Here is a 25,918-nt window from a genome sequence, read left to right on the forward strand (position 1 = left end):
GATCCAACAGGAACATACCGATCCGGAAGCGGTCACCAACGGGCCTGCCCTCGAAGGCCGGTGAACACATAGGCGCAGAGCAGAACGGTCAACGTGAGCGCGAGAGCCACCCCGGCGGGCTGCCCTACCACTTCCAGCGCCCCCGCGAACCACCGGTCGAGCGACGGCGCCCACCGCGGACCGAGGAACTCGCCCAGCCGGGAAGGAAGTCCGGCGACGGACCGGACCGCCGGACCGCTCATCACCTGACGCAGCAGCGGAACGAAGGCCACCGGTACGAAGAGGACCGCGGCCACCCCCGCGGCGGCGGCGCGGAACACTCCGGCCCCCAGCACCCCCGCCCACGCGCAGCCGACCACGAGGCCCAGCCAACTCGCCGACATCCCTGCCCAGTTGTCCGGCACCGCGATCAAGTCGGCTCCGTAGAAGAGGCGGAGGGCCGCGAGGTCGACGCCGGCCGTCAGCGCTCCGAGGAGCAGGGCCAGGGCCGCGGCGACGGCGAGCTTGGCGAGCAGCAGCGCGAGCCGGCGCGGCACGGCGCCGCGACCCGCGGCGAGCGCGGGGTGGCGGTACTCCTCCCCGAAGGAGAGGGCGCCGAGCAGACCGGCGCCGAGCGCCGCGGGCGGCAGCGGCAGGAGGTCGGGCCAGGCGGCCAGCGCCGCCGGGAGCGGGGTGCCCCCGCCCCTCCCGAGGAGCACCGCGAGCACGGCCGACACCGCCAGGACGCCCGCCGCGACCAGCCCCGTGGAAGGAATCCCGGCGACCCGGCGCAGCTCGTACCGCAGCGGGCGCAGCGGCGAGCGGACCGGCCTCCGGACCGCTCGCCGCGCCTGCCGCCCGGCAGGCGCGGACACGGGACGGTCCGCCCCCCGGTCGGGGCCGTCGGCCGGGACGGCGGCCCCCTCCTGCTCGGGCGCGGCGGGGCCGGCGTCCTCGGTCTCCTCCGTGAGCCGGTGGACCGGCACGCCGTGCCGGAAGGCGGTGTCCCCCACCTGGGCGCAGTCGCCGCCGTAGACGAGGAGGAGGCTGCCGTCCTGGGTGACGGCCTCGACCGGGCGGCGGGCGGCCCGGGCCTCCTGCGTCACCGCGGCGGCGAGCCGGGCTGCGTGCGGGGTGCGGACGGCGACCCGCGGCCTCAGCCGGGTGCGGGCGAAGTCGTCCGCGTCCTGGGCGGCGACGAGCCGGCCGCGGTCGAGGGTGACGACGCGGTCGGCGTTGCGCACCGCCTCCTTGGCGTCCCGGGTGGTGCAGAGCACGGTGCCGCCGGCGTCGGCATGCGCGCGCAGCAGCGCGTGGAGCCGGACCCGCTCCGCCGGGGACAGTCCCGCCCCCGGGTCGTCCAGGAGCAGCGCGTGCGGCTCCCCCAACAGGGCGGCGGCCAGGGCGAGTCGGCGCTCGGCACCCCGGGGGAGGACGCCGAGCCGCCGCCCCTCCAGTCCGCCGAGGCCCACGGCGTGGATCACCTCGTCCGTCCGGGCGGCCGGAACTCCCGCGCCCGCGGCGAGCATCCGCAACTGCCCGCGCACGGTACGGGAGGGGTGTCCCGGCACGTCGCCGAGGACCACCCCGATCTCGCGCGCGGGCTGGGCGATCCGGCACAGCGGCCGCCCCCGGAAGTAGGTGAGTCCGCGCCCCGGGTCGAGTTCGAGCATGAGGCGCAGGGCGGCCGTCTTGCCGGATCCCCGGGGGCCGACGAGGGCGGTCACGGCCCCCGGCGGGGCCTCGAAGGTCAGATCGTCCACGGCGGGCGGGCGATCGCGGCGGGGCATGCTGGTCAGTCCGATGGCCTGGAGCATCGCTTCTCTCGCGGTAGAGGTCACCGCTCCGCGGCAGGGCGGCGCTATCGCAGCAAGATAACGCCAGATTTCGGACTTTTGCCGCATGGTTGCCGCCCCGGGGGCGGCGGACGCCTCCGCTCCTCAGACCTCGGGGCGCAGCATCGGCGGGTTGAGGAGGGTGGCTCCACCGGCCCTGAACAGCTGGGCCGGACGGCCTCCCTGACGGGTGGTGGTGCCTCCGGTCGGGACGAGGAAGCCGGGCGTGCCCGTGACCTTGCGGTGGAAGTTGCGCGGGTCGAGCGAGACGCCCCAGACCGCTTCGTAGACCCGGCGCAGCTCGCCGACGGTGAACTCCGGCGGGCAGAAGGCCGTGGCGAGCGAGGAGTACTCGATCTTGGAACGGGCCCGTTCCACCCCGTCGGAGAGGATCTGGGCGTGGTCGAAGGCGAGCGCGTCCGGGGAGTCGTCGCCGGCCGCCCGCGCCTGGTCGAGCAGTTCCTCCACCGGTGCCCAGCGCGCGCTGTTGGCGTCGCCGCCCGGCCGGGGCGCGGGCAGGTCGGGGGCGAGCGCGAGGTGCGCGACGCTCACCACCCGCATCCGGGGGTCCCGCTCGGGCGCCCCGTAGGTGGCGAGCTGCTCCAGGTGCGCCCCGTGGTCCGGCACCGGATGGGGCGCGCCCGGGTCGTGGGCGCGCAGTCCGGTCTCCTCGGCCAGTTCGCGCGCCGCGGCGGCGCCGAGGTCCTCGTCGGCGCGGACGAAGCCTCCGGGCAGCGCCCACCGTCCCCGGAAAGGCGTTTCCCCCCTGCGGACCACCAGGGTGCACAGGGAATGACTGCGCACGGTGAGGACGACCAGGTCGACGGTGACAGCAAAGGGCGGGAAGGCCGACGGGTCGTAGGGAGGCATGCCGCGATCATAGTCGTCTTCCTGACGATAAACACGCCCCGAGGGCTCTCCGCCCCCGACTTCCTCACCCGGCCGCAAGGGTTTCCTGGTCTCCGTCCCCGGCATCCGTCACACCCCCAGCTGTAGGCCCTCGGCGGCCTCCTCGACCATACCGAGTCCGAGGCGGCTCACCCGCACGGCGAAGGGCTCCCCGGCGACCACCAGGCCCGAGAAGCGGACCGCCCCCAGCGGGGCGGAGGCCATCGGCTGCACCGTCACGCTCCGGCCCGGGGCGTCCGGGCGGATCCCGGCCAGGGCGGTGAGCGCGTGGACCGCTCCGGCGGCCGCGACGGCGGCGGGACGGCAGGCGGCCGGGTGCGGCACGGGGCGCGCGCCCGCGGTGCGCTGCTCCCCCGCGTACATCTCGGGGAGCCGGTGGCCGAAGAGCTCCGCGGCGTCGAGGAGGCCCCGCAGGAGGGACGCGGCCTCCTTCTCGTGTCCGGCGGCGGCCAGGCCGGCGACGGCGACGGCCGTCTCGTGGACGCGGACGGCTCCGGCCCGGTGGCCGAACGGGTTGTGGCCGGGCTCCTTGGCGCCGAGGCTGCGCAGTCCCCAGCCGGAGTCGAGCGCGGGGGTGCCGAGCAGACGCGCGACCTGCTCGGTCTCCGTCCGGTCGAGCAGCCCCCGGGCGTGCCGGCCGCCGTCGAGGAGGCCGGTGTCGAGGAGGTGGGCGGCCCAGCCGCCGAGCTGGGGCCGGACGGAACCCTCCGGGGTCCGGGCGGCGACGGGTCTGCCGCCGCCCGGGTCGTCGAGCCAGAACTCGCTGCGGAAGCGCTCGCGCAGGACGCGGGCCGCGGCGTGGAGGTCCGCCCCGCCGGGGCGGCCGCAGGCGTCGAGGAGGTCGGCACCGAGCAGGGCGGCCCGGTGGGCGTGGGCCTGGGTCTCGGCCCGGCGGGGTCCGCCGGGTGCCGGGTCCGGCAGGAGCCCGTCCGCGTCGAGGCCGCGGCGCAGCCAGCCGAGGCAGCGCTCCGCCACCGGAAGGAGCTCGTCGAGGTCGGCCGGGGGGAGGCCCCACCGGCGGGCCTCGGCGAGGACGACGGGGAAGGCGAGGGTGGCCTCGACGCCGGTGCAGCGGGGCGGGAGGTGCGGGCCGGCGTCCCGCAGCGGGCCCGGGATCCGGCCGGACTCGGGTCCGCCGGTGACCTGGGTGCGGCCGAGGGCCCGGAGGGTGGTGGCGGCGAGCCGGGTGCCGAGCGGCAGGGCCATGCGGGCCGCCCAGAGCGCCTCGGTCGTGACGGGCCCGCACCGCCACGGGACGCCGGCCGCGAGGTGGACGCCGGCGGGGTGCGCGGGATCACGCTGGAGGAGGGCCCGCAGGTCCTCGGCGCAGGCGCGCAGGAGGACGCCCGCGCGCCGGTCGTCGCCCTCGGCCTGGACGTCGGAGAGCAGATGTCCGCCGGGACGGCCGGCGCCGCCGGGCGGGGCGGCGCCGGGGGTCCTGCCGGAGTGGATCCGGAGGTGGAGGGTGGTGGCGGCGCCGGGGGCGAGGTCAACTTCCCAGCGGAGCACCCCGGCCGCCGCCAGGGCGTCCGCGGGCGGCGGGTCGGCCGTGACGGCGGCGGACCGTCCGTCGGGGGCCGTCCAGCGCAGCCCGGTGCCGTGGACGCTGGCCCGGAGCTCGGGGCCGGGCCGGCCGGACGCCACCGCCCCCAGCTCCGCGAGATCCGTGCCCAGAGCGACCTCCACGGGGAGGCGGAGGGGGCGGGCGGCGGCGTTGCGGAAGGTGATCCGCTCGGTGCCGTCGGCGCTCCTGGAGCGCTCGACGGTGACGCCCGGGTCGGGTCCGGTGTCTCCGGGGACGCGGAGGGCGCCGACGAAGACGGCCCGGTCGGTGGTGGCGAGCCGCCCCTGGAGGGGGACGGGCTCGCGTCCGGCGACCCGCAGCACGGACCGGGAGAGGAGCCGTCGCCCCGACGCGTACACGCCTTCCGGTCCCCGTCCGGTGAGCTGGCCGTGCTCGGGAGAGACGGCGAAGGCGGGCAGGGCGACGCACAGGAGGGCGTCGTGGACCGGGGGGAGTTCTCCGGGACGTGTTCCGCGGGCGGGCGGGACGCCTGCTGCGGAAGGGTGTCCGGTCGCGTGTTCCGTCGGGTGTCCGGGGACCGGGACAGGGCTGAGGACCATGAGGGGTGAGGCGTGCTCTCTGTGCGATCCGGACGGCCGGCGGGAGGTCGGCGGCACGGCTCGCCCGGCTCCGCCACAGAGGTGAACGGCCGGGTGGTGCGCGGGGTCACGGTCGTCACCGTCCGCTCCTCGTGCCGCGTCGGCCGCCCTGGTGCGGGGCGGGCCTTCCCGGCCTGGTCGCGGCGCGTCCGGCGGGCCGGACGCCCGCCGGCGTCCCCCGCCCCCTGCGTGCGGTGCCGGGCCGCGCCTTCGGGAGCGCGGGGCGCGGTCCGCCGGGGAGGGCGCCCCGCGTCCGGGTGCGGGTCCGGACGCGCCGTACGGATCCGGCGGCCGTCCGTTCGGCCGCGGTCCGGTCCTCGCGCTCCTGCCTGAGGCAGGAGCGCAGCGTCTCGGGGTCGAGGCCCTGGTTGCACGCCTGGTGCAGCAGCCGCGCGAAGACGTACCCGGGGTCCGCCCGGAGGGCGAGTCCGAGGGCGACGCGGGCGGTGGGTTCGTCGCCGGTCGACCAGGCGACCCAGCCGGCGAGGGTCAGCGGCGCGGCGGCGTATTCCTCGAAGGGGGCGACGCAGCGCCGGGCGAGGACGCGCCAGAGCCGTGCGGCCGCGGCGCCCGCCTCTCCTTCCATCCATTCGGCGAGGCGGTCCCGGGTGAGGCGGTCCTGGAGGCCCAGGATCACGGCGGCGGCCTCCGCCGGGTCGACGCGGGCGTCGTCGTCGGCGTCGACCGCCGCCTGGCCGCGCCGTGCTCCGTCCGTCCCGATCCTGCGCGGGGGTTCGGCGAACCTGCCCAGGAGCCGGCCCGCGAGGGCCAGCGTCGTCCCGCGCAGCCGTGCCCGCTCGTGCTCGTCCGCCCCTTCGACGAGGCGGGGGACGACGGCGGCGGCGGCCGCGTCGAGGGCGGCGCGCTGCGGGGCGTCGCCGGGTGCGCCGGTCGGCCTGAAGCGGGCTTCCATATCGCGGAGCGAGCCCCTCACCTGGAGGCCCGCGTAGGCCGCGGCCGCCGCCATGACCGAGGTGCCGCCGAGGGCGAGCGGGGTGCCCTCGGGCGGGCAGCAGCGGGGGTTGGGGCAGCAGTAGGAGAAGTGGCGGCCGCCGGAGATGCACAGCACCTCGTACACGGGGATGTCGAGGGCGCCGCAGGCGGTCCGGAGGCGCTGGGCGAAGGGCCTCAGCCGCTCGTGGACCTCGGCCGCGGTCTCGCCGGGGCGCGGGTCCTGGCAGAGGAAGCCAACGATGCCGTCGGGTGGGGCGGTGCGCTGGGCGCACGCGTCGACGAGGCATTCGGCGAGCTGGTCCGCGGTGGAGTCCCACTCCCCCGGCGAGCGGGGGATGCCGATCCTGATGCGGCCTCCGAAACGCCCGTTCTCCCCGTGCAGGGCGACGAGCACGACCGAGTCGGTCGGGTGGAAGCCGAGCACGAACGGCAGGGCGTCGGCGAGCTCGGACGCGCTGCGCAGGGTGATCTGCCGGCCACGGGTGGATGCGTTGACTTCGTCGTGATTCGCGTTCATGGCGAGGACGTTCCCGCGATCTCCGATTTCCGACAACCCCTGTGGATAACTCCGTACATACAGTGTGATGAAACGATATGCACTGTCCACAGATCACAGGTGCGTTCGCCTGATGTCCGAGGCATCGGGTTGCATGGACGCATGACCCACGCAGACCGCCCGGAAGACCGTGCCGCGCTCCGTACCGCCGCCGACGCCGTACTGGCCCGACTCGTCGGGGACCCCACCGGCACGGCGAGACTGCGCGAGGACCAGTGGCGCGCCATCGAGGCGCTGGTCGTCGACCACCGCCGTGCCCTGGTGGTGCAGCGGACCGGCTGGGGCAAGTCGGCGGTGTACTTCGTGGCGACCTCCCTGCTGCGCGAGCGCGGCAGCGGGCCGACGGTCATCGTCTCGCCGCTGCTCGCCCTCATGCGCAACCAGGTGGACGCGGCGGCGCGGGCGGGCATCCGGGCCCGCACGATCAACTCGTCGAACACGGAGGAGTGGGAGGACGTCCAGCGGGAGGTCGCCGCCGGCGAGGTCGACGTCCTCCTCGTCTCCCCCGAGCGGTTGAACAATCCGGACTTCCGCGACCAGGTGCTGCCTCGGCTCGCCGCCGCCACGGGACTGCTGGTGGTGGACGAGGCGCACTGCATCTCGGACTGGGGGCACGACTTCCGGCCCGACTACCGGCGGCTGCGGACCATGCTGGCCGAGCTGCCGGCCGGCGTGCCGGTGCTCGCCACCACCGCGACGGCGAACGCCCGGGTGACGGCGGACGTCGCCGAACAGCTCGGTACCGGCGCGGGCACCGACGCCCTCGTCCTGCGCGGCCCGCTGGACCGCGAGTCCCTCAGCCTCGGCGTGGTCACGCTGCCCGACGCGGCCCACCGCCTGGCGTGGCTCGCCGACCACCTCCACAAACTGCCCGGCTCCGGAATCGTCTACACGCTGACCGTCGCGGCCGCCGAGGAGGTCACCGCGTACCTCCGCCAGTGCGGGCACACGGTCGCCTCGTACACGGGACGCACGGAGAACGCGGACCGCCAGCAGGCCGAGGAGGACCTGCTGGCGAACCGGGTGAAGGCCCTGGTGGCCACCTCGGCGCTCGGCATGGGCTTCGACAAGCCGGACCTCGGCTTCGTCGTGCACCTCGGCTCGCCGTCCTCCCCGATCGCTTACTACCAGCAGGTCGGCCGGGCGGGCCGCGGGGTGGAGCACGCCGAGGTCCTGCTGCTGCCGGGCAAGGAGGACGAGGCGATCTGGCAGTACTTCGCCTCCGTCGCCTTCCCCCCGGAGGGGCAGGTGCGCCGCACCCTCGACGTGCTCGCCTCCGCGGGCCGGCCGCTGTCGCTGCCCGCGCTGGAGCCGATGGTCGAGCTGCGCCGCACCCGTCTGGAGACGATGCTCAAGGTCCTCGACGTGGACGGGGCGGTGCGGCGGGTCAGAGGCGGCTGGGAGAGCACCGGCCGGCCGTGGGTGTACGACGCCGAGCGGTACGCGTGGGTGGCCCGGCAGCGGTCGGCGGAGCAGCAGGCGATGCGGGAGTACGCCTCCACCACCGGGTGCCGGATGGAGTTCCTGCGGCACCGGCTGGACGACGAGGAGGCAGCGCCCTGCGGGCGGTGCGACAACTGCGCCGGACCCCGGTTCGATCCGAAGGTGACGGACGCGGCGCTGGACGCGGCCCGGGGCGAGCTGGGCCGCCCGGGGGTGGAGGTCGAGCCCCGCAGGATGTGGCCGACGGGACTGGAAGCGGCCGGCGTCGATCTGAAGGGCAGGATTCCGGTCGAGGAGCAGGGCTTCGGCGGCCGGGCCCTCGGCCGGCTGTCGGACATCGGCTGGGGCAACCGGCTCCGGCCGCTGCTCGCCGACGCGGCACCGGACGGCCCGGTGCCGGACGACGTGGTGCAGGCGGTGGTCCAGGTGCTCGCCGACTGGGCGAAGGGACCGGGCGGCTGGGCCTCCGGCGCCCCGGACGCCCCGTCCCGGCCGGTCGGAGTGGTCACGCTCGCCTCGCGGCGGCGGCCGGCCCTGGTGGGTTCGCTCGGCGCGCGGATCTCGGAGATCGGGCGGATGCCGCTCCTCGGATCGGTCGGGTACGCGCCCGGCGCGGACGACCTCCGGCTGTCACGGACCAACAGCGCCCAGCGTGTCATCGGACTGCACCGGGCCCTGGAGGTCCCGCCCGGACTGGCCGAGCGGGTGGCCTCGGCGGGTGGTCCCGTGCTCCTCGTCGACGACCTCTCCGACACGGGCTGGACCCTGGCCGTGGCGGCGCGGCTGCTGCTCCTCTCCGGAGCGGAAGGAGTCTTTCCGTTGGTGCTCGCCGTCCAGGGCTGAGAAGGGTCGGGAAACAGCGAGTGAATAATGGGTAACTGGGCAGGGATATCAGTGGCATAACGGTTGATTACCGTCAGCCGCCTCAATTGCTCGTTGCCGCCCCGCTCGGGCCAAGCAAGAATTGGGGAACCGCCCCACACGGCTCGAAGCGGTCCGGAAGGACTGTGCCGTGCTGCGCCCTCACCCGACCTTGCCCGCCTCGCGGGCGCGTATCCGAAGGGAGGACCGTGACCCTCGGATTCGCTCCGCCCACCGCCTCGCTCGGCTCCAGCTCCGCTTCAGCGAGCCGTCTCGCCCGGATGATGGAGCCCGCCGACTGGGCCGCGGCCGGAATTCCCTTGCTGGGCAGCCCGCGTGAGGTCGTGAGCGGACTGCACTCCCGTCATCGCCCCCTGCCCACGACCGCGGTCGTGGCGGTGCTCGACCACGAGGAGCGGCTCACCGCCAGCGCCTCGTTCGTGCGCCGCCCCGGCCCCGTCGACGGCTGGGAGTTCCGGAACGCGCTCCTCGCCCATCTGCGGCGCGTGGTGCCGCACGACCTCCGGCGTCGCGCGCCCGTCCGGACGGCGGTGCTGCTGTACTGCCGGGACGGGGACGAGCGGTGGACGGAGGAGGACGGGGCCTGGATGTGGGGGCTCCGTGACGCCTGCACGCTCCACGGACTGCGCTGCGGCGCGTACATCACCCTGACCAAGGCCGGCTGGCAGGTCTTCGGCGAGGGCCGCGGAGGCCGCCGGCCGAGCTCGGATTCGGCACCGCTCGCGCTGGGCGAGCCGTCCACCGAACTCGGCCACCTCGTGCCGAGGACGGCGGGCGGCGCGGCCGAGCCCCTGCGCAGGGCCGCGGCGCGCTGAACCGCCCGGCCGCTCCGCCGGGCCGCTGCCGGTCCGGCGGAGACGCGACCGGTCAGACCCCGGCGCCGAGGACGGCGGTCACCTTCTGCGGGTCTCCGCAGACCACGAGCAGGGCACCCGCCCGGGACAGGGCGAGCGGCAGAACACGGGCGGCCGTCTCGTCGTCGCCGTTGACGGCCACGATCACCACGGGGCGGGCGGTGACCCGCTCCGCCGAGGCGGCGTCCGCGAAGAACACGTCCTCGGCGGTGTCCTGCTGGGCCCAGTAGGCGGCCTCGCCGAAGGACAGCTCGTGCGCGGCCCACGGGTGGCGCTCGCCGGTGGTGAGCACCAGGACCTCGCCGGGCTGGCGACCGCTGTCCAGGAGCAGGTCGAGGGCCTCCTCGGCGGCGTCGAGGGCGCCGTCGGTGGAAGCCGGGATGAACTGGAGCTGTGCGCCGCCGGAACGATTCTCCTGGGTGTTCTTGGGCGCGGGGGGACCCGGGACGGGTCGCGGGGCCGGCGGTGCGGGGCGGGCCGGTCCGGGGCCCGGTCGACCGGGACGCGGGGAGGCCGCCGAACGCGGGCCGGGGACGGGACGTGGGGTCGGCGCGGGACGGCCGGTGGCCGTGGTGGCGCTGGGACCCTGGGCGCTCTCGTGAATCTGAGGCTCCTCGGGAGGGAGAGGCATGGGTGGATGTCTATCAAATGCCGTTTCGGACGGCATCGTCGGGTGGGCGCACACGGGCGCCCCCGGTCCGGCGGGTCCTCGTCGTCGAGGTCCCGCGGCCGGAAGATCAGAAGTCGAAGCCGAGTTGGCCCCCGCTCTCCAGCGCGGCCGCCTCTGCGGAGAGACGGACCTTCTTGAGGTGGCGCCATCGGGGCATGGCGTCCAGGTAGGACCAGGAGAGCCGGTGGTACGGGGTGGGGCCCAGCTCTTCGAGGGCGGCCTTGTGGACGGGCGAAGGGTAGCCCGCGTTGGCCGCGAAGCCGTAGCCGGTGCAGTCGGGGCCCGCTTCCAGCTCCGCCATCATGGCGTCCCGTCGCACCTTGGCGATCACGGAGGCCGCGGCGACGGCGATGCAGGACTGGTCGCCCTTGATCACCGTGCGCACCTGCCAGGGGCTGCCGAGGTAGTCGTGCTTGCCGTCGAGGATGACCGCGTCCGGGCGCACCGGGAGCCCTTCGAGGGCCCGGACGGCCGCGAGGCGGAGCGCCGCGGTCATGCCGAGTTCGTCGATCTCCTCCGGGGACGCCTCGCCGAGCGCGTAGGCGGTGACCCAGCGCTCCAGCTCGGCGGCGAGGGCGGCGCGGCGCTTCGGGGCGATCAGCTTGGAGTCGGTCAGTCCCTCGGGGGGACGGCGCAGGCCGGTGACGGCCGCGCACACGGTGACGGGCCCGGCCCAGGCCCCGCGTCCGACCTCATCGACCCCGGCGACGGTTCTGGCGCCGGTGGTGGCCCGGAGCGACCGCTCGACGGTGTGAGTAGGGGGTTCGTACGGCATGGCGCCTGACAGGTTACGCCGCCGGGTGCTGCGTGCGGTACCCGGATTCCCCTCGGGCGCCCCTCTCCCCCGTGACGGCCCCGGTCGGGCCGGTCCCGAACGTGCCGGCGACACCATGATCCGGTCGACGGCATCGGCCGTCTCCCCGCCGTCCCGTTCGCTGCCGCACACCTTCGACCGGCACCTCGCGAGCGCGGTGACGACACCGAGGACAGGATCGTCGAGGGCTCCGGCACAAACCTCGCTCCACTCGATCCCGCGCTCCAGCACCTGTGCGAAGGGTCGCTTCGAGGGCCCGACGCCACCCCTCTCGATCAGGTCGCGGACGCGTCCGGCGGCCTCCTCGTCGCACTCGCGAAGGACCGCGCCCGCACGGCGCCGCTCGGTCCCGCCGGGCGGCGGCCGGAGAGCGTGAAGTCGTCGTCGAGGTCTCCGCGTTGGAGCGAGGAGGGCCCACCGGCAGCGCTCGGCGGAAAGGCCGGGGCCGCCGGCCCCGTGGCCTGACGCCCGAGACGGTCGCCCGGCCCGCGAGGGCCGGGCGACCGTCTCGTTCAGCCCCGGACCGTGTCCTGCGGCACCCAGGCGGGGAGGGCCTCGGTCCGGTCCAGCCAGTCGGCCGGCGGTGCTCCGGCGGCCGAGGAGGCCACCACGCCGCCCGCGATGGCGCAGGTCGTGTCGACGTCCCCGCCGACCTGGGCCGTCGTCCAGAACGTCGTCTCGAAGTCGCCCAGGGCGCGGGCGGCCGACCACAGGGCGAACGGGACCGTGTCGTGGGCGCTGGTTCGCCGGCCGCTCCCGAGCACGGCGGCGACCGTCCCGGCGTCGCCGTAGTCCAGCATGTCGCGGGCTCGGCGCAGCCCCGCGCCGACCGCGCTGCGCGGGACCAGGGCGACGACCCCGTCGAGCAGTGCCTCGGGCGTGGGCGGACCGGCCGGGTCGGCGGCGAGGGCGGCCGCGGCGGCGACGGCCATCGCACCGACCACGGCCTCGCGGTGCTGGTGGGTGGGGTAGGCGGAGATCTCGGCCTGGTGCGTGGCCTGCTCGGGATCGTCGGCGTACCAGGCGCCGAGGGGGGCGATCCGCATCGCGGCGCCGTTGCCCCAGGAGCCCTGCCCGTTGAAGAGCGCGGCGGACAGTTCGCGCCAGTCGCCGCCCTCCCTGATCAGCCGGAGCATCCGGTTGACCGCGGGGCCGTAGCCCCGGTCGAAGTCGTGGTGTTCGGCGAAGGAGGCGGCCAGGGCGTCCTGGTCGATGCGGTCGTGGCGGGCGAGGACGGCCAGGACGGAGCAGGCCATCTCCGTGTCGTCGGTCCACTGCCAGGAACCGGGCGGCAGTTCACGCCGCTTCAGCAGGGGATGGTGCGCGGGGACGAAGAACTGGGAGCCCAGTGCGTCCCCCACGGCCAGTCCGCGCAGACTGGCGAGGGCGCGGTCGAAGCGCCGGTCGATTGAGGAGTCAGCGGTCATCGGTGCGCCACTCTATCCGGTGGGGCCGTAGGGCTCCGGGGTACACCAGCGTTCGAACGGGCGGTCCAGCCGGTAGCGCCCGTCCTCCCCGAGCAGCAGGATCCGGGTCTCCGCGTTGCCCGGGTTCGACAGCGACTCGAATTCGGCCACGCTCCAGTGGAACCACCGCATGCAGAAGAGACGCATGGTCAGCCCGTGGGTGACCAGCAGGACGTTCGGCGGATGGTCGGGGGCCTCGAAGCTGCGGTAGAGGCTCTCCAGGAAGGCCCCCACCCGGTCGTAGACGTCGGCCCCCGACTCCCCCTGCGCGAAGCGGTAGAAGAAGTGCCCGTACGCGTCCCGGTAGACCTTCTGGAGCCGTACGTCCTCCCGGTCCTGCCAGTTGCCCCAGTCCTGTTCCCGCAGGCGTGGTTCCTCCCGGATCCTGACCTGCCCCCGCGGAAGCCGGAAGGCCTGGAGGGTCTCGTGGGTGCGGCGGTAGGGCGAGACGTACGCGCTGACCGCCTCGTCGCCGAAGAGCTCCCTCAGCCGCTCCCCCGTCTCCTCCGCCTGCCGCCGTCCGGTCGCGGTGAGCCGGAGGGCATGGTCGGGCTCCCGTTCGTACACGGTGTCGTCGACATTGCCTTCGGACTCTCCGTGCCGTACGAGAACGATGCGCCGCGGTCGTGCCATGCTCCGACCCTAGAGGGAGACGCCCCGTTCGGCTCAGTCGAGGAGGCGGCCGGAGTCCATCCGGCGTATCCGGCCGGTGAACCGGCGGCGCAGTTCACGGTCGTGCGAGACCACCACGAGGGCTCCCGGCCACTCCTCCAGGGCCTGTTCCAGCTCCTCGACCAGGCCGAGCGCGAGGTGGTTGGCCGGTTCGTCGAGGAGCAGCAGGTCGGCGGGGCGGGCGAGCAGCCGGGCCAGGGCGAGCCTGCGCAGCTGTCCCGCGGAGAGCGCGCCCACGGGCACGGTGAGTTCGGCCGACCGGAACAGGCCGTAGGACAGCAGCCGTTCGGCCAGTCCGTCCTCGTCGAGGCCGAGTCCGAGGTCGCGGCCGTAGGCGGTGAGCAGGGGTTCGGCGGGCCGCCGGACGGTGATCTCCTGGGCCAAGAGGCCGGTCCTGCCCCGGCGCCGCACCGTCCCCGTGTCGGGCGCGAGCTCGCCTGCCATGACGCGCAGCAGGGTGGACTTGCCCGCCCCGTTGCCCCCGTGGACGAGGAGCCGTTCGCCCGCGCCGAGGGCGAGGGAGTCCACCGCGAGCCGGTCGCCGACCCGGATCCGGTCCAGGGCGAGCAGTTCGCCCCGGGCCGCGCCCGCCTCGGGGCGGGCGGTGAAGGCGAGGGGCGGCGCGGGCTCGGACACCGGGTCCTCCTCCAGCCGCCGCAGTCGCTCCCGGGCGTTGCGGACGCGCCCGGAGACGGACGCCTGCACGCGTCCGGCGGCCCGGTCGTAGGCCATCTTGTTGTTGTCCTTCATGGGGCGGCCCGCGGCGACTCCGTGGGCGGCGCCCTCCGCGTACGCCTCCAGGCGCTCGGTCTCGGCGCGCCATTCCTCGTACTCCTGCTGGCGCCTTCGGCGTGTGGCCTCGCGGGCGGCGCGGAAGCCGGCGTACCCCTCGCCGTGCCGGACGAGGGCCCGCCGGTCGGTGTCGACCTCGACGAGGGCGGTGGTGACGCGCTCCAGGAAGACGCGGTCGTGGGAGACGGCCACGACGGTCCCCCGATGGCCGCGGAGGGCGCCCTCCAGCCAGTCGAGCGCCGTGGCGTCGAGGTGGTTGGTGGGTTCGTCGAGCAGGAGCACCTCGGGTGCGGCGGTGAGGGCGCAGGCGATGCCGAGCCGGGCCTGCTCCCCGCCGGAGAGGGTGCCGAGCCGGCGGTCGCGGGGGATGTGCGCGATCCCGAGGGCGTGGAGCGCCTTGTCGGCGCGGGCGTCGGCCTCGTATCCCCCGCGCAGTTCGTAGGCGGTGAGCAGGTCTCCGTACGCGGCGAGGTCGTCGGCCGCGCCGTCCGCCAGGCGGGCCTCGAGGGCGCGCAGCCGGTCCTCCATGGCGCGGAACTCGGCCAGGGCGGCGTCGACGGCGTCGGCCACCGTGTCCTCGGGCGGCAGGTCGGGGGTCTGGCGGAGCAGGCGCAGACCCCCGTCGGTCAGGGTGGTGACCCGGCCCTCGTCCGGGGTGGCCGCGCCGGCCAGCAGGTGGAGGAGCGTGGACTTGCCCGCGCCGTTCTCTCCCACGATCCCGACCCGTTCGCCAGGACGCACGGTGAGCGAGACGCGGTCGAGGAGCGTCCGCTCCCCTCGGGAGACGGTCACGTCGTGGAGCGAGATCTGTGCGGGCACGGCACCTCCGGGAGCATCGGCAAACGCAACCCTTGTCGCGTTAACCCGAGTGTGGCACACTCGGAACCACTAACGCAACGGGAGTAGCAATTGAACGACTCGATCGAGGCCCCCGCGCCCGGCAGCAGACGGCCCGGCGGCCGCACCGCCCGCACCCGGGCCGCGGTCCGCGACGCCGTCCTCACCGGACTGGCGGAACACGGCTACCCCGCCCTGACCGTGGAGTACGTGGCGGAGCACTCGGGCGTGCACAAGACGACGCTCTACCGCCGCTGGGGCGACGTCGAGGGCATGGTGGCCGACGCCCTCGACCTCGCCGGGGAGGACGCCTGGACCGCCCCGGACACCGGGAGCCTCGCCGGTGACCTGCGGGCCCTCGCCCGGGAGGTCGTCGAGGGGTTCGGGGATCCGGTCCGCGCCGCGGCGCCCACGGCCTTCGTCGGGGCGGCCTTCCAGTCACCGCGCGCCGCCGAGGCCCTGCACTCCTTCTACGGCGAGCGGTTCCGCCGCTGCGAGGAGGTCGTGGCCCGGGCCGTCGCCCGGGGAGAGGCATCCGCGGCCACGGACGCCGGCGCGGTGGTCCGGGCGGTGTCCGCCCCGCTCTTCCTCCGGCTCTTCGTCACGCGCGAACCCGTCGACGGCGCCCTGGCCGACCAGGCCGCGGACGCGGTCCTGGCGGCCGTGGCGGCGGGCGTCTACACCGGACGCGACGAAGCGGCGGACGGCACCGGCCGCGCCTCCGCCGAGGGGTGAACGCTCAGACGGTCCAGGTGGGTTCGAGCCGCACGACGTCACCCGTCAGGGCGGCCACGTCGGCCTCGGTCTGCGCCCGCAGGCCGAGGCGCTCCACCCGCTCCTCGCGGTACTTCCCGTGCTCCGCGGCGGAGTTCCAGAGCGAGAGGACCAGGAACTCGTGGCCGGGAGCCTCGCCGAACAGCCCCCGCAGCATGCCCGGCGACCCCGCCATCGCCGGGTTCCACACCTTCTCCTGCATCAGCGCGAAGTGCTCCACGCGCTCTTCGTGGACGCGGCAGTGCGCCACCCGCGCCACGTCCGCGTCGGCGAACTTCGGCTCGAAGCCCGTCTTCACGTCGAAGCGGTGGTCGAAGAGTTTGACCTGCATGTCCTTGTACGTACCGGACTGCGCGGCGGCCAGCCGGTCGTGCGAGCGGGCCATGAAGGAGTCGTAGAAGGCCCTGCTCTCCCAGAAGGCGAAGACGTGCGCGATCTCGGGACGGGCCCGGCTCCAGCCGCCGCCCTGCCCCCGGAAACCCGGCTCACCGAGCAGTCCCGCCCACTTCCGTTGCCCCCGCTCGAAACCTCGACGGTCCACGACGGCGCAGCGAATCCACTTGACCAGCACCGCGCCATCGTACGGGTCGGGAGAGCGCCCCGGCAGACCGTCGCCACAGATGGGCGACGGGGGGTGAGGGCCCGTCAGGCACCCGTTCTTTTCACGCCAGTCGGGCGTCGACTTCCGGCTCGTCCCGGCTCAGGGACCCCGCTCGAACAGCTCCTCGACCCCAACTGTCGTACCCCCGTGACACCATGAAGAAGGATCCGGGGCGACGGATCGTCACGGGGAGACGGGAAAAGGGGAGCGACGTGAGCGGACTCAACAAGGGCGTCGGCAAGGTCGAGGTGGCGCTCAAGTGGGATCCCGCGCCGGCGGGCGCGCCGGCGCACGACCTGGATCTCGTCGCCGCCGTCTACACCTCCGAGGACCCCCACGGCACTCCCGCCCAGCTGGTCCACTTCGGCAGCCGCTCCCCCGACGGGACGATCACCCTCCACCGCGACAGCCGTACGGGGCAGGGCTTCGGGTACGACGAGGCGATGACCCTCGAACTGGACCGGCTGGCACCGCGGTACGTCCGCGTGGTGGTGGGCGTGGCGATACAGCAGGGCGGTGGCCGGATCGTCTTCGGCCGGATAGCCGAGACCTCCGTCCGCGTCAGCGAGGGCTACACGGAGCTGCTGACCGACGACTTCTCCGGCGCGGCCGAGGCCACCGCGGCGACCGTCGTCGAGTTCGTCCGCGACGGCTCCTCGGGCTGGACCTTCCGTCCCCTGCCGCAGGGCTTCGACGCGGACCCGCAGACCTTCGGCGCGCTCATGGGCGCGGCCCGCGGCTGATCCGCCGCCTTCCCCCCTCCGTCTCCTTTCCGGAACGGCGAAGGGGACCGACCCGTGGTCGGTCCCCTTCTTCGTCTGCTCCGTCACCGGCCTGTCGGCCGGTCACGGGGGTGGACTACGCCGGAGGCGGCTCCGGCGCGGTCCCCCTCCGGGTCAGCTGCAGCCGCTGGTCGAGCCGCAGCCCTCGCAGATGTAGCAGGAGCCGGCGCGCTGCATCTTCGTACCGCAGGAGAAGCAGAGCGGGGCGTCGGCGCTGATGCCGAGCTGCATCTCGACGAGCTCCGCCGAGGTGTGCGCCTGCTTCGGAGCCGGGACCTCGGCCTTGGCCACCGGGGCCGGGGCGGCGACGGCCTTCAGCTCCGTGGCGACCGGGGCGGACTGGGCCAGGCCCTCGACGTCCACCTCGACATCGTCGACGGACTGCTCGTACGAGCCGGTCTCCAGGTGGCGCTGACGCTCCTCGGCGGAGTGGATGCCGAGGGCGGAGCGGGTCTCGAAGGGCAGGAAGTCCAGCGCCAGGCGGCGGAAGATGTAGTCGACGATCGACTGCGCCATCCGCACGTCCGGGTCGTCCGTCATGCCGGCCGGCTCGAAGCGCATGTTGGTGAACTTCGAGACGTACGTCTCCAGCGGGACGCCGTACTGCAGACCGACGGAGACGGCGATGGAGAAGGCGTCCATCATGCCCGCGAGGGTCGAACCCTGCTTCGACATCTTCAGGAAGACCTCGCCGAGACCGTCGTCCGGGTAGGAGTTGGCGGTCATGTAGCCCTCGGCGCCACCCACGGTGAAGGAGGTGGTGATCCCCGGGCGGCCCTTCGGGAGGCGCTTGCGGACCGGGCGGTACTCGACGACCTTCTCGACGGCCTCGCGGATCGTCGCCTCGGACTTCGCGGTGACCTCGGCCTTCTCGTCCTCCTTCTTCTTGGCGGAGAGCGGCTGGCCGACCTTGCAGTTGTCGCGGTAGATCGCGAGCGCCTTGACGCCCATCTTCCACGCCTCGAAGTAGACCTCCTCGACGTCCTCGACCGTGGCCGTCTCCGGCAGGTTCACGGTCTTGGAGAGGGCGCCCGAGATCCACGGCTGGATCGCGGCCATCATGCGGACGTGGCCCATCGCGGAGATGGAGCGCTCGCCCATGGCGCAGTCGAAGACCTCGTAGTGCTCGGCCTTCAGGCCGGGGGCGTCGATCACGTTGCCGTGCTCGGCGATGTGGGCGACGATCGCCTCGATCTGCTCCTCCTGGTAACCCAGGCGGCGCAGGGCCTGCGGGACGGTGCCGTTGACGATCTGCATCGAGCCGCCGCCGACGAGCTTCTTGAACTTGACCAGGGCCAGGTCGGGCTCGAGACCGGTGGTGTCGCAGGACATCGCGAGACCGATGGTGCCGGTCGGGGCGATGACGGACGCCTGGGCGTTGCGGAAGCCGTTCTTGGCGCCGAGGCGGATCACGTCCTGCCAGGCCTCCGTGGCGGCGGCCCAGATCGGGGTGTCCAGGTCGTCCATGCGGACGGCCTTGGTGTTCTCGTCGGCGTGCTGCTGCATGACGCGCTGGTGCGGCTCGGCGTTGCGGGCGTAGCCGTCGTACGCGCCGACGACCGCGGCGAGTTCGGCGGAGCGCTTGTACGAGGTGCCGGTCATCAGGGAGGTGATGGCACCGGCGAGGGCGCGGCCGCCGTCGGAGTCGTACGCGTGGCCGGTCGCCATCAGCAGGGCGCCGAGGTTGGCGTAGCCGATGCCGAGCTGGCGGTAGGCGCGGGTGTTCTCGCCGATCTTCTGGGTGGGGAAGTCGGCGAAGCAGATGGAGATGTCCATCGCGGTGATGACGAGCTCGACGACCTTGGCGAAGCGCTCGACGTCGAAGGACTGGTGGCCCTTGCCGTCGTCCTTGAGGAACTTCATGAGGTTCAGCGAGGCGAGGTTGCAGGACGTGTTGTCCAGGTGCATGTACTCGCTGCACGGGTTCGAGCCGTTGATGCGGCCGGACTCGGGGCAGGTGTGCCAGTGGTTGATCGTGTCGTCGTACTGGATGCCCGGGTCGGCGCAGGCCCACGCGGCCTCGGCCATCTTGCGGAAGAGCGCCTTGGCGTCGACCTCCTCGATGACCTCGCCGGTCATGCGGGAGGTGAGGCCGAACTTCCCGCCGGACTCGACGGCCTTCATGAACGTGTCGTTCACGCGGACGGAGTTGTTGGCGTTCTGGTACTGGACGGACGTGATGTCGTCGCCGCCCAGGTCCATGTCGAAGCCCGCGTCGCGCAGCGCGCGGATCTTCTCCTCCTCCTTGACCTTGGTCTCGATGAAGTCCTCGATGTCGGGGTGGTCGACGTCGAGGATGACCATCTTGGCCGCGCGGCGAGTGGCGCCACCGGACTTGATCGTTCCTGCGGAGGCGTCGGCGCCGCGCATGAAGGAGACCGGGCCGGAGGCGTTGCCGCCGGAGGAGAGGAGCTCCTTGGAGGAGCGGATGCGGGAGAGGTTCAGGCCGGCGCCGGAGCCGCCCTTGAAGATCATGCCCTCTTCCTTGTACCAGTCGAGGATCGACTCCATGGAGTCGTCGACGGACAGGATGAAGCAGGCCGAGACCTGCTGGGGCTGCGGCGTGCCGACGTTGAACCAGACCGGCGAGTTGAAGCTGAAGATCTGGTGGAGAAGGGCGTAGGTGAGCTCGTGCTCGAAGATCTCCGCGTCCGCGGGCGAGGCGAAGTAGCCGTACTCCTCACCGGCCTTCGTGTAGGTCTTCACGATGCGGTCGATGAGCTGCTTGAGACCGGTCTCGCGCTGCGGGGTGCCGACGGCCCCGCGGAAGTACTTGCTGGTGACGATGTTGACCGCGTTCACCGACCAGAAGTCGGGGAACTCGACGCCACGCTGCTCGAAGTTGATCGAGCCGTCGCGCCAGTTGGTCATGACGACGTCACGGCGATCCCAGTTCACCTCGTCGTACGGATGCACGCCGGGGGTGGTGTGGATGCGCTCGATCCGCAGACCCTTGCTCGCCGCCTTGGCTCCCTTGGTGCGGGAACCACGTGCCGGGCCGCTCGCCGTCTCTGTCATGCCGCCTCCCATATACGGGCAAAACACCCTTTGGCGCCCAGATAATCCCAGAGCACCGTCGTCTGTACTACGTTCTGTACTGCTTGCCCACGGGTACCGCGCAGGTCTCCCGGGGCAGGTCTCCACGGCCGCACCGCGGCCGGTCTCCGGGCCCGCGAGGACCCGGACCGCCGTCAGTCGGCGGCGCCGGCGGGAACGGGCACCTCGGAGGTGCCGGTCCCACCGGTCTCAGCGGGAGGCCGCACGCGGAGTTCCGCGATGGCGGCCTCGAAGTCTTCGAGCCCCTCGAAGGCCTTGTAGACGGATGCGAAGCGCAGGTACGCGACGAGGTCGAGCTCCTGCAGCGGTCCGAGGATGGCCAGGCCCACGTCGTGGGTGGTCAGCTCGGCACTGCCGGTGGCGCGCACCGCCTCCTCGACCCGCTGGCCGAGCTTGGCCAGGGCGTCCTCGGTGACCGGCCGCCCCTGACACGCCTTGCGGACGCCGGAGACGACCTTGGCGCGACTGAAGGGCTCGGTGACCCCGGAGCGCTTGACCACCATGAGGGAACAGGTCTCCACGGTGGTGAAACGGCGGGCGCAGTCGGTGCACTGGCGGCGACGTCGGATCGACGTGCCGTCGTCGGTGGTGCGGCTGTCGACGACGCGGCTGTCGGGGTGCCTGCAGAAGGGGCAGTGCATTGGTTACGACCCTCTTCCTGACGGCACGACCGAACAGCCTCGCCGGGCCCGCCGAGGCCCTCGAAGCGACCACCAGCATAGGCGATCGTGGGCGCCCCGGCAGACCGGGGACCACTATCCCTGGGTGGCCGATGACATCCAACCACTAGATCTTGGGTTGAGGACGTTGCGACACCCCCGCGTGTCGCGGAGCCCCGGAGCCGCGTCCGTGCTCCGCGAATGGGAGACTGGGAGGGCGCGCCGGGCCGGACCGACCCAGCCGCGAAGGCTACCGTAAGGAGCGGGATCGACCCTCCCGAGGGGCCGCCTCCCATACACCCCCACCCCTATACCCGTAAGGCAATTTGCGGATTTTCACTCGAACGTGTGTTTGGCGCAACCTTTCGAAAGCTACTACCGTTGTGCCAGCCAGGGAGACCATTCGAGAGGGGCCGACGACGTGACCACCACCGCAGACAGCGCCACCATCACCGCCCAGGACCGCTCCCAGGGCCGACTCGAGCCGGTGCACGCCATGAACGAAACCGCCATGAACGGCGAGGAGCCCGGGCGGCCCGCCCGGGCCCTCCCCGGACGGCCTCCAGGCATCAGGGCCGACAGCTCCGGCCTCACGGATCGCCAGCGCCGGGTGATCGAAGTCATCCGCGATTCGGTCCAGCGGCGCGGCTACCCGCCGTCGATGCGCGAGATCGGTCAGGCGGTGGGCCTGTCCAGCACGTCGTCGGTGGCCCACCAGCTGATGGCCCTGGAGCGCAAGGGCTTCCTCCGCCGCGACCCGCACCGCCCGCGGGCGTACGAGGTCCGCGGTTCGGACCAGCCCAGCACCCAGCCGACCGACACCACCGGCAAGCCCGCCGCGTCCTACGTGCCGCTGGTCGGCCGGATCGCGGCCGGCGGACCCATCCTGGCCGAAGAGTCCGTCGAGGACGTCTTCCCCCTCCCCCGGCAGCTCGTCGGGGACGGCGAACTCTTCGTCCTCAAGGTCGTCGGCGACTCCATGATCGAGGCCGCCATCTGTGACGGCGACTGGGTCACGGTCCGCCGCCAGCCCGTCGCGGAGAACGGCGACATCGTCGCCGCCATGCTCGACGGCGAGGCGACGGTGAAGCGCTTCAAGCGCGAGGACGGCCACGTCTGGCTGCTGCCGCACAACGCCGCGTACCAGCCCATCCCCGGCGACGAGGCCACGATCCTCGGCAAGGTGGTCGCCGTTCTGCGGCGGGTCTGACCCCACCTCGCCGGCCCGACCGGGCCCCGGGATCCACTGCGCCGGTCCCGGGGCCCGCTCCACGTCACGCGATTCCTGGCACACGAAGGCCCCGGCACCCGCCGGGGCCTTCGTCCGTCCCGGACCGGCCTCAGACGCCGTCCGCCTTGGCCTTCGCGTCGATCGCCGCCAGCGACTTCCGCACCTGATTGCGGTCGAACGTGTACCAGAAGTCCGGCATGGAGGCCTTCAGGTAGCTGCCGTACCGCTTGGTGGCGAGCCGCTGGTCCAGTACGGCCACCACGCCCCGGTCGCCGGTGGCCCGGACCAGACGGCCGGCACCCTGGGCCATCAGCAGCGCCGCGTGCGTCGCCGCCACGGCCATGAAGCCGTTCCCCCCGGCCTCCTCGACCGCCTTCTGGCGCGCGCTCATCAGCGGGTCGTCGGGGCGCGGGAAGGGGATCTTGTCCATGACGACCAGCTGGCAGCTGGCCCCCGGCACGTCCACGCCCTGCCACAGCGACAGGGTGCCGAACAGACAGGTCCGCGGATCCGCCGAGAAGTTCTTGATCAACTCGCCCAGGGTGTCCTCGCCCTGGAGCAGGATCGGGAACTCCGGGATGCGGCCGCGCAGCTCCTCCGCCGCCAGCTGCGCCGCCCGCATCGAGGAGAACAGGCCCAGGGTCCGGCCGCCGGCCGCCTGGATCAGCTCGGTGAGCTCGTCCAGCATGTCGCCCCGGTCGTTGTCCCGCTTCGGGGGCTCCAGGTGCTTGGCGACGTACAGGATGCCCTGCTTGGGGTAGTCGAACGGGGAGCCGACGTCGAGGCCCTTCCAGACCGGCAGGTCGTCCCCGGTGGTGCCCTCGGGGGCGAGGCCCAGCGAGGCGCCCACGCCGTTGAAGTCGCCGCCGAGCTTGAGCGTGGCCGAGGCGAGGACGACGGAGCGCTCGGCGAAGAGCTTCTCCCGCAGCAGGCCGGAGACCGAGAGCGGCGCGACCCGCAGCGAGGCGCCGAACCGGTCGTGCCGCTCGTACCAGACGACGTCGTACTCGGAGCCCTGGGTGATCCGCTCCGCGACGCCGTGCACGGTCTCCACCGAGGCCATCGCCTGCTTGCGGACCGCGTCCTCGTCCTGCACCGAGCGGTCCCGGGTGTTCCCGAGGGCGGTGATCACGGCGCGGGCCGCGTCGCGCAGCGCCATCAGCGCGTACGCGAGGTCTTCCGGCACCTCCTCCAGGCGGCCCGGCAGCGCCAGCTCCATGACCCGCTCGAAGCCCTCGGCGGCGGTCTGGAGCTGGTCGGCGACCTTCTCGTCCACGAGCTTGGCGGCCCGGCGCACCGCCCGGTTCACCTGCCCCGGGGTGAGCTCGCCGGTGGCGACACCGGTCACCCGGGAGACCAGCTCGTGGGCCTCGTCGACGATCAGGACCTCGTGCTGCGGCAGCACGGGGGCGCCCTCGATGGCGTCGATGGCGAGGAGGGCGTGGTTGGTGACGACGACGTCGGCCAGCTTGGCGCGCTCGCGGGCCGCCTCGGCGAAGCACTCCGCGCCGTACGCGCACTTGCTCGCGCCGAGGCACTCACGGGAGGAGACCGAGACCTGGCCCCAGGCCCGGTCGGACACGCCGGGTGTCAGGTCGTCCCGGTCGCCGGTCTCCGTCTCGTCCGCCCAGTCCCGCAGCCGGATCAGGTCCTGGCCGAGCTTGCTGGTGGGCGCGGCCGCCTCGAAGGGGTCGAAGAGGCCCTCCTCCTCGTCCTGCGGCACCCCCTCGTGGAGGCGGTGCAGGCAGAGGTAGTTCGACCGGCCCTTGAGCATGGCGAACTGGGGGCGGCGGCGCAGCTGCGGATGGAGCGCGTCGACCGTCCGCGGCAGGTCGCGCTCGACGAGCTGGCGCTGGAGCGCCAGGGTGGCCGTGGCCACCACCACCCTCTCCCCGTGCGCGAGCGCCGGCACGAGATAGCCGAGCGACTTTCCGGTGCCGGTGCCCGCCTGGACGAGCAGGTGGGAGTTGTCGTCGATGGCCTCGGCCACGGCCTCGGCCATGGTGACCTGGCCGGGCCGCTCCGTGCCGCCGACGGCGGCGACGGCGGCGTGGAGGAGGTCGGGGAGGGATGGCTTCGTCATAGCGGTCCCAGCCTACGGGTCGGCACCGACAGCGACGGCACTCCCCGGGATCACGCGAGGGGGTTGGGAACGGTGCCGTGGACGGCGGCGTGCGGGCGGTCGGAGCGGTCGCGGTAACCGTCCATGTGCAGCCGGTTGCGGTTGAGGCAGAGCCGTTCGATCCGGGGGGTGAGCAGGTCGAAGAGCTCGAACCGTTCCTTCAGCTCGGGGAAGCGTTCCTGGTGGCGGAGGATCTCGGCGCGGACGAGGGCCCAGAAGTCCGCTTCGGGGACGTCGAGTTGTTCCTCGCAGAGCGGGGCGAGGTAGCGGAAGACGCCGACGAAGAGCCCCGAATGGATGAACTGGGTGAGGAAACCGGGTTCCTCGGTGAGGAGGACGGCGCGGACGTCGTCGGGCATCGCGTCGTGCTCGGGGAGCGGGTGGGCGCTGATGTTGACGTCGTCGACGAAGTCCTTGATCGCCAGCCGGACGGGCACGTCCTGCTCGTCGTAGACGACGATCGCGTTCTCGCCGTGCGGGGAGAAGACGGTGCCGTAGCGGTAGAGGAAGTGGAGCAGGGGCGGGAGCAGGGCGGCGAAGAGGCGGCGGAGCCAGACGGACGGGGTCAGGCCGGAGCGCTCGACGAGCTCGGCGACGAAGGCGCGGCCCCCGCGGTCGGTGTGGAGCAGCGAGGCGAGGGTGCGGGCGCGTTCGCCGGGCGGCAGGCGGAGCGGTTCGCGCCAGATCGCACCGAGCAGTTCCTTGTACTGGTACGGGACTTCGGGCAGCCGGTCGTAGAGGGGGTGCTCGACGGTCACGGAGGCGACCTCGCCGAGGAGGATCACGCCGCACTCCTCACGGAGGAAGGGATCGGCGTCGCGCAGGCCGTGGACCCAGGCCGTGACGGCGGGGGCGGCGAGGGTGCGCTCGGTGGGTAGGCCGCGCCAGACGAGGGTGTTGAGCACGGAGAGCGGCAGTTTGACGGTGTGCCGGTCGGGTCTGCTGGTGTTGAGGAAGGTGCGGATGGACTGCTGCGGCAGCCGGAGGTCGTCGTCGGCGGGGAGCGGGACGACGGTGCCGGAGGCGATGGCGGGGGCGTAGAGCGGGAGCAGGACCTCGTCCCACTGCCAGGGGTGGACGGGCAGCAGGAGGTACGCGTCGGGGTCGAGGCCGCGGGCGGCGAGTTCGGCCCGGAACGCCTCCCGGACGGGCGGGTCGAGCTCGCGGTCGTAGAGGCGGTCGGGGGTGCCGAGTCCCCCGACGCCCCGGTAGGCGGCGATGCGGTTGCTGACCGCGATCCAGGGGAGGCGGGTGGCGCGGCGGGCTTCGGGGGCCCAGCGGGCGGCGTCGCCGGCGGAGAAGCCGATGCGGCCCTTGTTGAGGACGAGCCAGGGGTGTCCGGTCTGGTGGCCTTCGAGTTCGGCGTAGGAGAGGTCGGCGAGGCGGTCGGCGGTGAGGGCGGTGTGGTCGAGGCGGGCCTCGGCGGCGAGGGTGGTGGAGAGTTCGCGGATGAGGTGGCCGAGGGTGGCGCCGTCGAGGCCGAGGAGTCCGCGGGCGTGGACGAGGAAGTGGAGGGGGTCGGTCAGCGGCCGGCCGTCGTGGGTGACGGTGCCGGGGTCGACGCGCCAGCTGCCGTAGGCGCCGCGGCGGGCGGTGAAGGCGAGGGCGGTGCCGTCGTCGAGGGTGAGGGCGTACCGGCCGGGGCGGCCGTCCCCGTCTCCGGGGCCGCTGCCGGGGCCTTCGGGCACGGGGACGGGTTCGAGGATCTCCTCGTAGGCGAACTCCCCGAGGGCTTTGGCGAGGGTGCGGGCCGAGGCGCGGGCCCAGGCGGCGGGGTTGAGCTCGGGGGGCGCGAGCAGTTCGGGGGCGGGGGCAGCCTGGGGGCGTGCGGAGTCACGGGGTGCTGGGGACGTCGTCACAAAGACT

At 73.6% G+C, this 25,918-nt stretch carries 19 protein-coding genes; 5 read left to right on the top strand and 14 right to left on the bottom strand.

Features of this window, described 5'->3' with window-relative positions; genetic code table 11:
- Positions 1-32: 32 nt before the first annotated feature.
- From IE326_RS03610 to IE326_RS03625, 4 genes are all read right to left on the bottom strand, one after another.
- Positions 33-1,796: an ATP-binding cassette domain-containing protein gene (locus IE326_RS03610; protein WP_190040795.1), complete on the bottom strand. Its 1,764-nt coding sequence runs from the start codon at positions 1,794-1,796 to the stop codon at positions 33-35.
- A 123-nt stretch (positions 1,797-1,919) separates the two neighbouring features.
- Positions 1,920-2,684, bottom strand: coding sequence for an NUDIX hydrolase (locus tag IE326_RS03615; protein ID WP_190040796.1), 765 nt, complete (start codon positions 2,682-2,684; stop codon positions 1,920-1,922).
- A gap of 108 nt (positions 2,685-2,792) precedes the next feature.
- The gene (locus IE326_RS03620) at positions 2,793-4,847 is read right to left on the bottom strand and encodes a glycogen debranching N-terminal domain-containing protein (RefSeq protein ID WP_190040797.1); all 2,055 of its coding nucleotides are present in this window, start codon (positions 4,845-4,847) and stop codon (positions 2,793-2,795) included.
- 115 nt (positions 4,848-4,962) lie between these two features.
- A complete protein-coding gene (locus tag IE326_RS03625; RefSeq protein WP_190040798.1) occupies positions 4,963-6,357 on the bottom strand; it encodes a DUF4192 domain-containing protein in 1,395 nt (464 codons plus the stop codon).
- 141 nt (positions 6,358-6,498) lie between these two features.
- Between IE326_RS03625 and IE326_RS03630 the strand changes: the two genes are divergently transcribed.
- Both IE326_RS03630 and IE326_RS03635 read left to right on the top strand, forming a co-directional pair.
- Positions 6,499-8,682: a RecQ family ATP-dependent DNA helicase gene (locus tag IE326_RS03630; RefSeq protein WP_190040799.1), complete on the top strand. Its 2,184-nt coding sequence runs from the start codon at positions 6,499-6,501 to the stop codon at positions 8,680-8,682.
- A 227-nt stretch (positions 8,683-8,909) separates the two neighbouring features.
- Positions 8,910-9,536 (top strand): hypothetical protein, encoded by a 627-nt coding sequence (locus IE326_RS03635; RefSeq protein ID WP_190040800.1) that lies wholly within the window; start codon positions 8,910-8,912, stop codon positions 9,534-9,536.
- A 52-nt stretch (positions 9,537-9,588) separates the two neighbouring features.
- Here IE326_RS03635 and IE326_RS03640 read toward each other — a convergent pair whose 3' ends face one another.
- From IE326_RS03640 to IE326_RS03660, 5 genes are all read right to left on the bottom strand, one after another.
- Positions 9,589-10,206 (bottom strand): hypothetical protein, encoded by a 618-nt coding sequence (locus IE326_RS03640; protein ID WP_190040801.1) that lies wholly within the window; start codon positions 10,204-10,206, stop codon positions 9,589-9,591.
- 106 nt (positions 10,207-10,312) lie between these two features.
- Positions 10,313-11,020 carry a ribonuclease HII gene (gene rnhB, locus IE326_RS03645; RefSeq protein ID WP_190040802.1) on the bottom strand — a complete coding sequence of 236 codons (708 nt, stop codon included), beginning with the start codon at positions 11,018-11,020 and terminating at the stop codon, positions 10,313-10,315.
- 551 nt (positions 11,021-11,571) lie between these two features.
- Positions 11,572-12,486 carry an ADP-ribosylglycohydrolase family protein gene (locus IE326_RS03650; RefSeq protein ID WP_190040803.1) on the bottom strand — a complete coding sequence of 305 codons (915 nt, stop codon included), beginning with the start codon at positions 12,484-12,486 and terminating at the stop codon, positions 11,572-11,574.
- A gap of 12 nt (positions 12,487-12,498) precedes the next feature.
- Positions 12,499-13,158, bottom strand: a complete 660-nt coding sequence (locus IE326_RS03655; protein ID WP_150236075.1) for a histidine phosphatase family protein — start codon at positions 13,156-13,158, stop codon at positions 12,499-12,501.
- Between the two features lie 33 nt (positions 13,159-13,191).
- Positions 13,192-14,808, bottom strand: a complete 1,617-nt coding sequence (locus tag IE326_RS03660; RefSeq protein WP_190040804.1) for an ABC-F family ATP-binding cassette domain-containing protein — start codon at positions 14,806-14,808, stop codon at positions 13,192-13,194.
- A gap of 90 nt (positions 14,809-14,898) precedes the next feature.
- Between IE326_RS03660 and IE326_RS03665 the strand changes: the two genes are divergently transcribed.
- Complete coding sequence (locus IE326_RS03665; protein WP_190040805.1) at positions 14,899-15,561, top strand: TetR/AcrR family transcriptional regulator; 663 nt, start codon at positions 14,899-14,901, stop codon at positions 15,559-15,561.
- Between the two features lie 4 nt (positions 15,562-15,565).
- On the opposite strand, the gene IE326_RS03670 is transcribed toward IE326_RS03665, so the two are convergent.
- Entirely contained in the window at positions 15,566-16,171 is a 606-nt protein-coding gene (locus tag IE326_RS03670; protein WP_150236077.1) for a YdbC family protein, read from the bottom strand.
- A 242-nt stretch (positions 16,172-16,413) separates the two neighbouring features.
- Between IE326_RS03670 and IE326_RS03675 the strand changes: the two genes are divergently transcribed.
- On the top strand, positions 16,414-16,944 hold the full coding sequence (locus tag IE326_RS03675; RefSeq protein WP_190040806.1) for a TerD family protein: 531 nt from the start codon (positions 16,414-16,416) through the stop codon (positions 16,942-16,944).
- Positions 16,945-17,097: 153 nt separating this feature from the next.
- Here IE326_RS03675 and IE326_RS03680 read toward each other — a convergent pair whose 3' ends face one another.
- Both IE326_RS03680 and nrdR read right to left on the bottom strand, forming a co-directional pair.
- Positions 17,098-20,001 carry a vitamin B12-dependent ribonucleotide reductase gene (locus IE326_RS03680; RefSeq protein ID WP_150236079.1) on the bottom strand — a complete coding sequence of 968 codons (2,904 nt, stop codon included), beginning with the start codon at positions 19,999-20,001 and terminating at the stop codon, positions 17,098-17,100.
- Positions 20,002-20,174: 173 nt separating this feature from the next.
- The gene (gene nrdR, locus IE326_RS03685) at positions 20,175-20,681 is read right to left on the bottom strand and encodes a transcriptional regulator NrdR (protein WP_150236080.1); all 507 of its coding nucleotides are present in this window, start codon (positions 20,679-20,681) and stop codon (positions 20,175-20,177) included.
- A 439-nt stretch (positions 20,682-21,120) separates the two neighbouring features.
- Here nrdR and lexA point away from each other — a divergent pair, with 439 nt between their 5' ends.
- Entirely contained in the window at positions 21,121-21,909 is a 789-nt protein-coding gene (gene lexA, locus IE326_RS03690; protein ID WP_030754404.1) for a transcriptional repressor LexA, read from the top strand.
- Positions 21,910-22,039: 130 nt separating this feature from the next.
- Here the strand turns inward: lexA and IE326_RS03695 are convergent, their stop codons facing one another.
- Positions 22,040-24,013: an ATP-dependent DNA helicase gene (locus tag IE326_RS03695; RefSeq protein ID WP_190040807.1), complete on the bottom strand. Its 1,974-nt coding sequence runs from the start codon at positions 24,011-24,013 to the stop codon at positions 22,040-22,042.
- Positions 24,014-24,063: 50 nt separating this feature from the next.
- Entirely contained in the window at positions 24,064-25,911 is a 1,848-nt protein-coding gene (locus IE326_RS03700) for an IucA/IucC family protein (RefSeq protein ID WP_190040808.1), read from the bottom strand.
- Positions 25,912-25,918 lie beyond the last annotated feature (7 nt).

The organism is Streptomyces filamentosus (genome assembly GCF_014654895.1).
Classification (GTDB): domain Bacteria; phylum Actinomycetota; class Actinomycetes; order Streptomycetales; family Streptomycetaceae; genus Streptomyces; species Streptomyces filamentosus.

Bases quoted from the DNA above. Each gene is read 5' to 3' on its own strand.
- IE326_RS03610 (WP_190040795.1), bottom strand. From the start codon at position 1,796: ATGCTCCAGGCCATCGGACTGACCAGCATGCCCCGCCGCGATCGCCCG.
- IE326_RS03615 (WP_190040796.1), bottom strand. From the start codon at position 2,684: ATGCCTCCCTACGACCCGTCGGCCTTCCCGCCCTTTGCTGTCACCGTC.
- IE326_RS03620 (WP_190040797.1), bottom strand. From the start codon at position 4,847: ATGGTCCTCAGCCCTGTCCCGGTCCCCGGACACCCGACGGAACACGCG.
- IE326_RS03625 (WP_190040798.1), bottom strand. From the start codon at position 6,357: ATGAACGCGAATCACGACGAAGTCAACGCATCCACCCGTGGCCGGCAG.
- IE326_RS03630 (WP_190040799.1), top strand. From the start codon at position 6,499: ATGACCCACGCAGACCGCCCGGAAGACCGTGCCGCGCTCCGTACCGCC.
- IE326_RS03640 (WP_190040801.1), bottom strand. From the start codon at position 10,206: ATGCCTCTCCCTCCCGAGGAGCCTCAGATTCACGAGAGCGCCCAGGGT.
- rnhB (WP_190040802.1), bottom strand. From the start codon at position 11,020: ATGCCGTACGAACCCCCTACTCACACCGTCGAGCGGTCGCTCCGGGCC.
- IE326_RS03650 (WP_190040803.1), bottom strand. From the start codon at position 12,486: ATGACCGCTGACTCCTCAATCGACCGGCGCTTCGACCGCGCCCTCGCC.
- IE326_RS03655 (WP_150236075.1), bottom strand. From the start codon at position 13,158: ATGGCACGACCGCGGCGCATCGTTCTCGTACGGCACGGAGAGTCCGAA.
- IE326_RS03680 (WP_150236079.1), bottom strand. From the start codon at position 20,001: ATGACAGAGACGGCGAGCGGCCCGGCACGTGGTTCCCGCACCAAGGGA.
- nrdR (WP_150236080.1), bottom strand. From the start codon at position 20,681: ATGCACTGCCCCTTCTGCAGGCACCCCGACAGCCGCGTCGTCGACAGC.
- IE326_RS03695 (WP_190040807.1), bottom strand. From the start codon at position 24,013: ATGACGAAGCCATCCCTCCCCGACCTCCTCCACGCCGCCGTCGCCGCC.